General features: G+C 30.5%; 5 protein-coding genes. All 5 read left to right on the top strand.

Annotation, left to right across the window (positions count from 1 at the left end):
- Positions 1-87: 87 nt before the first annotated feature.
- The 5 genes from TS70_RS05995 to TS70_RS05975 all read left to right on the top strand — a co-directional run bounded on the left by TS70_RS05995 (position 88) and on the right by TS70_RS05975 (position 4377).
- Entirely contained in the window at positions 88-1425 is a 1338-nt protein-coding gene (locus TS70_RS05995; protein ID WP_198049703.1) for a hypothetical protein, read from the top strand.
- On the top strand, positions 1397-2293 hold the full coding sequence (locus TS70_RS05990; protein ID WP_198049702.1) for a hypothetical protein: 897 nt from the start codon (positions 1397-1399) through the stop codon (positions 2291-2293). The genes TS70_RS05995 and TS70_RS05990 overlap by 29 nt, the downstream gene beginning before the upstream one ends.
- Positions 2294-2404: 111 nt before the next feature.
- Complete coding sequence (locus tag TS70_RS05985) at positions 2405-2989, top strand: hypothetical protein (RefSeq protein WP_052443443.1); 585 nt, start codon at positions 2405-2407, stop codon at positions 2987-2989.
- 11 nt (positions 2990-3000) lie between these two features.
- Positions 3001-3735, top strand: coding sequence for a hypothetical protein (locus TS70_RS05980; RefSeq protein WP_198049701.1), 735 nt, complete (start codon positions 3001-3003; stop codon positions 3733-3735).
- Between the two features lie 12 nt (positions 3736-3747).
- Positions 3748-4377, top strand: coding sequence for a hypothetical protein (locus tag TS70_RS05975; protein WP_232332535.1), 630 nt, complete (start codon positions 3748-3750; stop codon positions 4375-4377).
- Positions 4378-4425 lie beyond the last annotated feature (48 nt).

The following is a 4425-nucleotide window of genomic DNA, read 5'->3' as shown; positions in this document are numbered from 1 at the left end:
TAATAATATTTTAATAAAAAAGGGTATCGCAAGAAGTCTAGTGTATAATTATACTAGTAAATACTTAGGGAAGGAGAGATGTTCTCAATGCCAAAAATTTTAGCACTTTTAACAGCAACTGTTTTGGTAAGTAGTTCAACAGCTAGTGTAATAGAATGTGGAACACCTTCACCTTCAAAAATTAATGGAAAAGAAAATCTTGCGACAGAATTTACTTTGACAAATAATGTCATTGTTACTGATGACAATATTCCTGTTCTTGATTCAATTTTTGAGCAAGCAAAAACAGAACAACGAATTGCTTCAACTTTGACAGTAGATATTTTTACTGTTACTAATTCTGCAAATTTGGAAAAACCGGTTAATGATAACACTCCACAAGAGGGTTATGTTGTTTTAATAGTTCGTGATGATAATGATATTCCGTATATTGGTTCAATTATTATTCATTTTACTGTTATTAAAACAGCATCAATTGACCTTAGCCAAACAATTCAGTTAAAAGATCTTTGGGATATTACAAAATATGATTCAATTAATGATTTATACCAAGATATTTGAAAAGTAGCAGTTAATGATTTGCAACCAGATACACCAAAGAGTTACGATACGTACGATATGTCAGGGTTTAAGATACCACCGGTAACTTTTAACCAAAAATTAGATGTTGAAATGCAGGCCGCTTATAATGGTAAAGCGAATACACCAACTGCAATGTATAGTGGAACAATTGTTATTAAGTTAGCGGTCATTAGTTATCGTGCGCAAGTTAACTTAAAATTACAACAAAATAACTTACCACCAGATGCACTATATGATTTAGTTTGAACAGAAGTTAAAAAATATTTTGCCACTGATGCAAGAGTTTCAAATGATCGAAATGACTATTTAATTGACTGAAATAGTGTGACAGAACCCCCAGTTGGAGAAGCTGTTTATTTATACTTTTTAGCAACGCCAAAAGATGAGAATGCACACCATTATATTCGTGTTGTTGGAGGTGTTACTAAAGATCCAATATTGTTACCACCAACAATAAAACTAACGGTGCCAGTTGTTGTAACGCAAAGAGAACGTCCAAATGTTAATAAAGATTATATCTGGGCGATGGAAATGCAAGAAGCAAACTTAGTAAATGGACCAGAACTAAAAGACTTTGATGTAACGAGTTGAACGACAACTTTAAATCAAAATTGACCTAGCATTAGTGGGTCAAGAGTTGTGACATTAAATGCAATTAACCTTAATACAAATCCAATGTTTAAAGGTGATGTTGCAATTGAAGTTGAGTTAATTAATCAAGGAACGGCTATTAGTTTATTACCAGTTGATTCAATTTTATTAGTTCGTCAAGATCATCATACTGTTGATTCGGTGCTAAATTTAGTTTGAAATAATGTTATTAATACCCCAATGAGGTCCTAGTTTATCAAACCAATTAAGTAATTTTAGAATTAAACGAAAAGACGATTTAAAACGAGCATTAGAAGCAACCGAGCGTAATGGTGATTGAGCAACTTATGTTATTTCAATTCTTGGTAATCAAGAAGATGGATCAGGGCGTGATGTTGATGTTCTTGTTCAAGGAAAAATTAAAATGATTGATAATCCAATAACAGTTGATTTACCAATTGATTTAACAAATAAAAATTATCGTTTTAATGCAACAAAATTAGAGACATGAAAAGAACAGGGATCTTATTTTAAACATCAAATTTGAAAAGACGTTATTAAACAACCACCATTTGTTGATCAGAACGAACTTACTTTTGGGATTTCCAAAAATGAAGCTGATTGAAATGTAACAGAATTAGGAACACTGATTGGTGAAGCGATTAAAAATTATGACCCTAATACAGCAAAAGACATTTCTTTACAATTCGATCTGATGTTATTAAATCCAACAAATTATGGTGGTAAAATAACACTTGATTTTAAATTAACACCAGGAATACCAACTGCTTTTGGAGATATTGATTTAACTAATAAAGTAGAACCAATTTTTGTTCGTAAGTTACCAGCAACTGAAGACGAGAAAACTGCTTTGTTGGTAAAAATTATGGAAACATTATTAGATCAAAGCATTACAAAAAATCCTGCTTTACATAATAAGTATCCAAATGTACCATTAGATTTAAATGTGTATAATGCCTTTACAAATGAAGTTTTAAACGAACTAGTCTTGCCGATAGCAACAGATTCTATTAAGGAATCAATTATTACAATTCAGCCAAATATTCCGGTATTTGAAGGAACAGTTAAACTTAAAGTAAAACTTATTTATCAACCATAAAAAATTCTTCTAAGCTAGAAGAATTTTTTATTTTTAGGGGATAGTATTTTTTGAAGAAAATGCTATAATCATTGTAAATAAAAGGAAAAGTAGTAATTTTGGGTGATATTGATGAGCAAACAGGACAAATGAACGATAAAAGCAAGTTCGCAAGAACAAGATATTCGTTTAACACGAATGTATTTTAATAATGCAATGGAAATTGTTGGCCGTATTTTGATTTTACTTGGTCAAGGAATTATGCTGGGGGTGATTATCATTGTGTCAGCCTCATTAGCAATGATTGCAACTAGTAAGCTTCCAATTCCAGCTGTTTTTAATAATTTTGGTGTTGCTGATGGTGTTTTTCGTGGGATGACAATTATGCTTGCTTTGTTAGGCATTATCTTTTCGTTAGTTTTTGTTATTCCAACGTTAATTGTTCGTAATATTAAAACAATAAAATTAACAGGAATTATTTTTATTACCTTAGGGTCTTTCTTTACTTTATTAATGTTAGCAATAAGTGTTGTTGCTTATCTTTATATTCCAGTGCGCTTAAATTTCCCGGGGGTTATTATGGCTGGAATTTGTGCATTAGTTTTGTTTTGAGGGAGTTTTTTATTATGACTTTCAGCATGACAGCAACAAAAACGGATTAATATTGCAATGGCGGAAAGTTTAGATTTTAGATCACAGTTAAAAGTGGTTGAGTAGGAAGGTGTCAAATGAAAAAAGAGAAAACAATATTGTCAAAAGGTGAGACCGCATCAGAAATGGTTCAGAAAATTCAATTTGTGGAAGATAATCGCCCAGCGTCATTAAAAAGTTTGGACAAAACGGTGGTGGATAAAACAGTTAAATCATTAGGTGAGTATGAATTAAAACGCAAAAAACAAAATAAACCTTTGCCTTATCATTATAACGTTGATGCAACTAAATATTATTTTGCAACAAAAGGAGAAACTTTAGCCCGCATAATGATTATTTTTGGGCAATTAATGTTAATTGTTGTTTCATTGGTATATATTCCAACTTTAAGTCAAGTTCTTGCCCATTTTCTGATGTCTTTGGTTTCAAAATTAAACACTTCTTTTACGGGGCCAATTGTTATTGCCTTAATTATTTTCTTATCAATTGCCTGAGTATCAACATTCTTTTTCTTAACAATTCCAATTTTAACGGCTCAGACCTTACGAACTGTTCACATTTGAACAATTATCGTAAGCATTGTTGGCAACATTAATTTTATAATTGTTTTTTTAATTGCGGTCCTACAAGTGCTTTATATTAAAGGTTCGGTTGCTGGATTAAATATTAACCCATTTATTTTATCAGGAATCATTCTTGCTGCTTTTGTTTGTTTTGCAATTGGATGTATGGCTTTACAAAATAACCGTAAGAAATATCAACGAAAAGTTGAAAATGAATTAGCAAATCAAATTCGTGCAACAAGAGGATAAGGAGAGATTAGGATGTTAACAAAAATTAGTTCAAAACGCGATGAATTAGCATTACAATGAAACACTCGAGTTGAAGTTGCAACACGGTTATTAATCATTGGTTTTTCTATTTTAGGTACTTTTATGGGTTATTTTATTAGTGCTGGTTGTGCGATGGCTTACAATAATATCAAAAATTTAACGGGAGTTATTTCACATCGAACTTATGAAATTCATTATATTATTGCTGGTGTAATTGGCCTTGTTTGTGCCTTCTTTTTCTTTTGTTTTATTGGTTTGCCCTATCTTAAATTAAAAAGAGCGGCAAGTTTTAAAAGTTGAATTATTATTTCCACTGTTTTTGCCATCATATATTATACAGTTTGTTTTATTTTAGCAGTTACTTATATTGGAATGTTTAATACAATTAATAATTATTTTATTGTTGCTTTTACTTTAATTAGTGTTTGTATTCTAGTGATTTTTCCTTCCTATGTTTTACTGTGACGAGAAGTTAAAAAACAATGAATTTTACGAAAAAAATTTGAATATTTAACAGATGAAACACAAATGAAAAAAGTTGAAACAAAGTTAGTGACATTAGAACAAGAACGACAACATCTTGTTGAATTAGAAACAATTAAGTATAATAAAGAAAAATAGACTTCTTGCATTACTTACTTGTTAAAAAATTGCAAATATTTGTAAAAA

This window comes from Spiroplasma sp. hyd1, assembly GCF_016082235.1.
Classification (GTDB): Bacteria; Bacillota_I; Bacilli_A; order Mycoplasmatales; family Mycoplasmataceae; genus Spiroplasma; species Spiroplasma poulsonii.
This window is presented reverse-complemented; position numbering and strand designations above follow the sequence as displayed.